This is a genomic window from Faecalibacterium sp. An77 (genome assembly GCF_002161315.1).
GTDB lineage: Bacteria > Bacillota > Clostridia > Oscillospirales > Ruminococcaceae > Faecalibacterium.
The window spans coordinates 1-6,297 of the sequence record NZ_NFHK01000078.1 but is presented as its reverse complement, the minus strand read 5'-3'; the positions used below and the strand labels follow the sequence as shown (position 1 = coordinate 6,297).

6 protein-coding genes are annotated in these 6,297 nt (G+C 37.2%); 1 reads left to right on the top strand and 5 read right to left on the bottom strand.

Annotation, left to right across the window (positions count from 1 at the left end):
* A partial coding sequence (locus tag B5G28_RS14880; protein ID WP_204228882.1) for a hypothetical protein occupies nucleotides 1-198 on the top strand: 198 nt, incomplete at its 5' end.
* Nucleotides 199-1,852: 1,654 nt separating this feature from the next.
* Here the strand turns inward: B5G28_RS14880 and B5G28_RS14610 are convergent.
* From B5G28_RS14610 to B5G28_RS14595, 5 genes are all read right to left on the bottom strand, one after another.
* Complete coding sequence (locus B5G28_RS14610; RefSeq protein WP_144265567.1) at nucleotides 1,853-4,393, bottom strand: nucleoside triphosphate pyrophosphohydrolase; 2,541 nt, start codon at nucleotides 4,391-4,393, stop codon at nucleotides 1,853-1,855.
* Nucleotides 4,394-4,403: 10 nt separating this feature from the next.
* Nucleotides 4,404-4,754, bottom strand: coding sequence for a hypothetical protein (locus B5G28_RS14605; protein WP_144265566.1), 351 nt, complete (start codon nucleotides 4,752-4,754; stop codon nucleotides 4,404-4,406).
* A gap of 83 nt (nucleotides 4,755-4,837) precedes the next feature.
* Nucleotides 4,838-4,969 (bottom strand): hypothetical protein, encoded by a 132-nt coding sequence (locus tag B5G28_RS15160; RefSeq protein ID WP_255396780.1) that lies wholly within the window; start codon nucleotides 4,967-4,969, stop codon nucleotides 4,838-4,840.
* Between the two features lie 2 nt (nucleotides 4,970-4,971).
* The gene (locus tag B5G28_RS14600) at nucleotides 4,972-5,697 is read right to left on the bottom strand and encodes a hypothetical protein (RefSeq protein WP_144265565.1); all 726 of its coding nucleotides are present in this window, start codon (nucleotides 5,695-5,697) and stop codon (nucleotides 4,972-4,974) included.
* Nucleotides 5,694-6,152 (bottom strand): DNA adenine methylase, encoded by a 459-nt coding sequence (locus B5G28_RS14595; RefSeq protein ID WP_242967636.1) that lies wholly within the window; start codon nucleotides 6,150-6,152, stop codon nucleotides 5,694-5,696. The genes B5G28_RS14600 and B5G28_RS14595 overlap by 4 nt, the downstream gene beginning before the upstream one ends.
* Nucleotides 6,153-6,297: the final 145 nt, after the last annotated feature.

The following is a 6,297-nucleotide window of genomic DNA, read 5'->3' as shown; positions in this document are numbered from 1 at the left end:
ATTTTTTACCCCTGCGAGACTTCTCAGATTTCTAAGACTTCTAAGACTTTTGATACTTTCTCTTATTTTCTCACAGGTCAGTACTTTTTTACAGTCGGGGGATTATGGAGCGCTTACGATGATGCTGAGGAAAAGGGGCTGCTGCTCAACGTTTGTTTTGCAGCAGCCCCGTCATTGTTTCGATCACATTTCTCTTAAGGCAGGGGGCGGATAGCCTGCTTTCCCTTACGTCGCTTTGCAGCGGGAGAAGCCGTACCGGGATTTATTCCCCGATAAAAACAAAAAATCCGAACCCTTCTCCCACAGGAAAAAGGTTCGGATTTTTCTGATTTGGTGGACCTAGTGGGATTCGAACCCATGACCTCTCGGATGCGAACCGAACGCTCTCGCATTTGAAGATTGAACGAGCCCCTCTGATACATACGTTATAAATGCAAAAATATCGGTTATACGTTCTATTCTTGAAAAATGAAGAAATGGATATGCACTTTGTATTTGATTCAGTCCAAAATCTCTTAGTAGCTGGCAAAATTGAGTTGCAGATAAGACTCGAACGAGCAAGCGAGTGCAGCTTGAAGATGGCACTGATAATCGAATGAGCAGCGAATAAGCCACATACCAATTGAAAAAAACGGCCGTATATGTGTGAAATTTCAAAGCTGTTCTGCAATGTGGAAATGCTGGGAAGCCAAAACTGCTGTTTGAGTACGCACCCTAAATGAGATTTTGAGGGATTATTTCAAAGAAGGCTTTCTATCCCATAGACGCACCATGAAGCGAACGGGAGTAAAGGCTTTTTCGAACACCATGTAATGGTGGAATACCTCAATAAAATTGATAGTCTTTATGCAACACTGCAGACTCCGAAAAAACATGAAAGAGGAAGGTCTTTAAGGTTCTATAAATCCTTTGCGGGCCCGTAGTGATGATGTTAAGAACATAACCAAGAAGAATCACAATCTAGAAGAGAATGCACGGTCGAGAGAAAATCTTGACCATTGTACACCAAGGATATCACCACTGGAGACGATTTATGGAGTTAACAGCACAGTTGGCCAGAAGAGTGACAGTAGCCTTTGGTGTCCATCTATGTAGCAGTATTTTTAAATGCCATCCACTACCATGTCCGAGGAGCAGATCGTGAAGAAGGCTGTCTAGGCTGCGATTAGGGGTCAAGCTAGATAGACGGCAGGATGTCCTAAGAATGAGAGTCGGCGAAAAATGAGAGTACAAAGTTCTGTGCAACTGTTACTGAATGGTTTAAAAATGTGGTATAGAGAATATTTTTGCTGTTCGCACTGATAAACTCACATAATTTGACGCAACCACCCACGCAGTATATTCCTCAGACTCACCATCCGCCAGTTGTATACTTACAGCAAGTAAAGGACTTCAAAGCTATCCTGCTGATCTGAGATCAGTCTACGCCACTTTAGACAAGTGAATTTCCTTCTGACATTTGGGGAACGTTGGGGCAAAAGATAACCCCAGAACACTGACGGAAAAACTGAGCATTTAACTTCAAATATCGCTAGGAAGTCTGTCGGCTGATCTATTCCACCAATACCGTTGAAGGGTTTAACCACCCACTGTGCAAGGTAAGCATATCCAAATCTTTTACATCAATGATAGTCTGCTGGAAGTATTGTAACTGGCCATGACGAATATTAAGAAAAAGTAGGATAGCTTAAGTAGACTAAATATTTTTAACTTTGCATATAGGAAAAATGTCTTCATCATTGGCCTAAATCTCATTGCTAAAGCTCACAGCAGCGTTTGATCTAGATGAGCTGTGATCAGATTTTCCAAGGAGTACAAGGAGTATGGGAAGGTTATAAATTTTTATTATTTGTCATTTGTCAAAAAAAGACATCTGCTCTGCTTCCTCAAAAACAGAAATATCAATTTGCCAGACACCATTTTTCCGCTTACCCTTAAGTATAATATCAATATTTTCTGCTTTTACGCTTGGGTGTATTTCCCATTCATCTAAGGTCACAGGAACCTTTATTCGAGTTAAAGACTCATTTGCGTTTGAATATTTCCGTAAATCTGTTGATTTTGAAATTCTTTGATCAATATTTATAGGGCTCTTATCAATAATGATTTTCCCTTTGTTAGAAAGCCTTCGACTGGAAGTTGCTTTCAAATAAACTCCATGGTCAAAACCGCCTGACTTCTCGCGTTTTTTCTTTTTTTGGTCAAGGATTGTCTGGATATCTATTTGATTTTGACTAAGAATACCATCAAAAACTTCAAGAACATCAGCAAGTTCTATAATAAGATCATCGATATTTACGGAATCAAGAACTTCCAAAGACTCTTCGACAAGCTTACGTTTTAGTAATTGCCCTAAAATTTCCTTGTCCAGTTGGGATGCAATAACCTCTTCACCGTGACGTTGTATTTTTTCTGGAATCTTATCTCTTACCAGCTTGTTGAATTCTAAGCTTTGTTTCTTATCAAAAGGATATCGAACTTCAACTTTCGCACCTGTTCGCACTAACTGATAGTATGCGTGTGAGAGGATCGCTCCCTCCAATAAAATATTTGCACCTAAAGACTTTGCTGTGGCTCCAATTATATCAATAACCGAGCGTTCTCTTAATATATTTACATCAGTGGGTTGTATTTGAATATTTCGAATGCTTTTATTTGAATTTTGCGCAAATTTTTTTAATTGTTCAAGATCTTGTAAGTTATGGATGGCAAATGTCCTTTCAAACGATAATTTATTGCGGGGGGTAGTTTGATCTTCATTGTATTGGAAAGGCTCATGATACCATGGAAAGACATGGCATTTATATGTTGTGTCATCCACGCCGACAAACCACATGACGCTAACACTTTGCCCCTCCTCTTCTGAAATTAATCGAGTGACATATGCTATTTCCTGGATCCAACTCTTTTCAGGAATAGCTGGTTTCCAATCAAATGGACTAGATAATATTTGTACTTCCCATTTATCATCTTGAACTGGGAATACAAAGTATTTTTTATAATTTATATAACTTTTTATGTCAAAATTTCTTTTATCAAGTTTTAATATATCTGAATTTTTAGTATTAATTAAGTGTTTATCGTGGCTATAGTAATATAGGCCTTCCGGTAAGCCCCATAATGATTCGATTCGAACTACTGGATCTTTAGGGCTAGCATAAGCAAATGCGGAAGAAAATGCCGGTATGTAATTATGCATTATAAAAATGGGCTTTTTTTCTAGTTGACCTTCTAATTCTGCATAACTTTTACAGAGCCAGGATTTGGCGGTTTCTACATCTTTGATGCCATTAGTGCGTGGTAGTAATTGTCGATCTTCTTTATCAAAAGTTGCAATGTCAGTTCTAATGATCAAAGGACGTATTGTTAAAGTATGAAGATCTTTTTCTAGTTTATCTGTTATCTTTCCATTTGACAATGCTTGAAGCGTCTCTTCATCATCTAAAATATATAAAGGAGCGGTACTTTGTTTTATGCGGTGATACAATAAAGGATTTTGGATTTTTGCGTATGCTTTATAACGATCAGTATCTTCTGCTTTCAATAGATGAAGACAGTGGGGAAATCCATTATCTATGAAATTGTCTGCTATTCCGGTATTGCGTGAACGTCCCATCGGATTAATACCGTCGGTTGCAATTTCCTCGTCAGCTTGAACTAAGTAAATATAATTTCCATCAAATACCCATTCGAAATGGACACGGAGCCGCTGATTAGTGGCCCATGTACATGGAATGGCCAATATATCTTTAGTTAACTTATCTCTGGGGCAAACTAATGGAGAATAGATATAGCTTTCTGTATTTATTTTTTTTCTCCAGTTGCGTAGCGATATAGAAAAAACCTTTGGTATTGTTGTCTCGATTTCTCCTTTCCAGTCTCGGATTTCCGGTGCTACACGTCGTTCGTTTGTAATGTGGCCACAAAACAATGCTGTTGCTCTCTTTTGGACGATTACCGGCATATGAATATTATTTGAGCTTTCTTGTTTTATGGAATCGTCAAAACAATGCTTAACTAGCTGAGGCCACTCATGAAATATTCCCGTAACAGAAATAAATTTACCGCGTTCTGCTAATCCTTCTGAATGCGCATTTGATCTTACAATAACTGGATCATCAGGCGTTATCCCACAAGATGTTGCGGCAGCGATTACATTGTCTCTCCATTTGGATATTAAGGTTTTAGAAGATGGATTTTCAATATAGTCATCAAACATTTTATCTGAAACGACAAAAAAGGGCAACGTCCAATCCTTGGGCAGTGAAGCTAGGCCAAAGGCTTTTTCGCCTATAAGGTCTATAGTGACATTTTGAGCATCAATAGTTTGAATGCCAGTATGTGTAACCCAGATCACTGAATTTGTTGGATGTAATCTAGAAGAGCGTTCCAATCTAATGACCTCACTTTACTTTGCTACTAGAACCAAATAAAGCATTTGCAACTTCGGACATCTTGCCAACGGCTTCGTCAGCAAAATATCCAGCAATAAAACCAATACATACACCTGTTGCAGTGGAAGGGGATTGATTTGAGCTAATATAGCCAGTAATAACCATGCATCCAATAACAAGAGATATACAGGATGAGATCCATGGGGAAAATAATCTCCAATATCTTCGATCTTGGGCCCAATATCCTCTTGCTACGACCCTGTAAAAGTATTTTATACCGAAAATAGTTCCACCTAATAATCCTGAAAAAAAGTAAAATAGAATGTTTTCAAAAGAAACAATTCGAGGCAAATCAATCATCAGCCAATGACTTATATATCCACACCAATTAAAAAATAATCCCAAGAGAGAGAGAATTAAAACAACTCCGATATATATGGCTTCTAGCCTGATCTCTTTGCGTGCTTCGTCAGGATATTTTGACTTCCAATCGTAGGGATTTCGCCCATCAGTGTTAATAAAAGGTTCAGCGTTATCTTTTGCATGCTGAGAGTTTTTTTTGCTTCATCAATCATTTTCAATCCTCTTGAGGCTGCGCAAAAAAACTGTTTAATGTTTCAATTGTTTTTAGTGTAAGCGTAATGTCAGGATTTGTTTTATAGTTGAATTTCTCAGGAATTCCCTCTTCCTCGGCAATGACTTTTCTAAAGAATTGAGAAATAGGTTTATTTAAAATGTGCAGTTTTCCAACAGGATCATTCCATTCTTTATTAGGTTCACAATAGAAAAGATATTCGTTCTCGCTCACAAGTTTATGCACTTGAGATGAACGACATTCTAGCCATTCTAGATTCATATTATCAAGTTTCCGGACCAATGAATGATATGGAACAAGATGAATATGAGCGTGATTTGTTCCACAGGAAGTTTCAGATCCTTCATGATTAGGACCATGTTCAAAAGCGATGATAGAGCCATAGCAGTTAAACAATGCATGTATAATCTTATTTGTAAAAGTTTTAAATTCCTTTTCGGAATATATATTCTTCATAGAACAACAATGTTTTTTAGGAACAATAAGTACCCAGCCTTCAACTAATGCACCAACCGATGAAATGGCAAAATAATTTTCGCTTTCTGCAATTTTTTTGTTCTCAGGTCGTTGCTCGCCTTTCACTATTGTACAAAATCTGCAATCGCTCATTTTGTTAGCCTCCAAATGGTTAATATCAAAAAAAACTGATTTCGATAAGCTGTTAAAGATAGAAGCGGATGGTATACAAGACTTATCTTTAAAAATCATAAGTTCACCACCTTTCTTTTTTTGGATAGGCTGTAATTTATAGAAAAATGGTATTTTGGATATAGAGCATATAATCTCTCAATTTGCGGATTATCATCATATGTCATAATCCAACTACAATTGAGTGATTTTACGCTGTCTTTTAATTTTTCGTGGTCCCTTTTTGAAAATGAATTTAAATATAAGCGTTGGCCATTTTCGTAATAAGGAGGATCAAAGTAAATAAAAATATCATTGTTTGGACTTTCCTGTGGCAAAAATCGTCTTAAGAAGACAGAAATATCCTGATTGTATATTTTTATTTTGTTTCTATATGCTGAGATTTTAATTAGTTTTTCAATTAAGGCTGTTTTATTAAAACGACAATCAATCTTATACATTCCGCTTTGATTGTATCCACCTATAGGGCCAGCATCTAAAATACCAGAGCGATTTGTTCTATTTAAAAAAAACATAGCAAATCCTAATTCTTTGCTATATTTTTTTGTTTTGTTTGCTTAAGCGTAAAAACAACCCCCGGCTCTGCCGGGGAGTGTAGAAAAATTACATATAAAAAGACCTTCTGGTAAAATAAGTCTGCGGTCGGCCAACTGCAGAAAA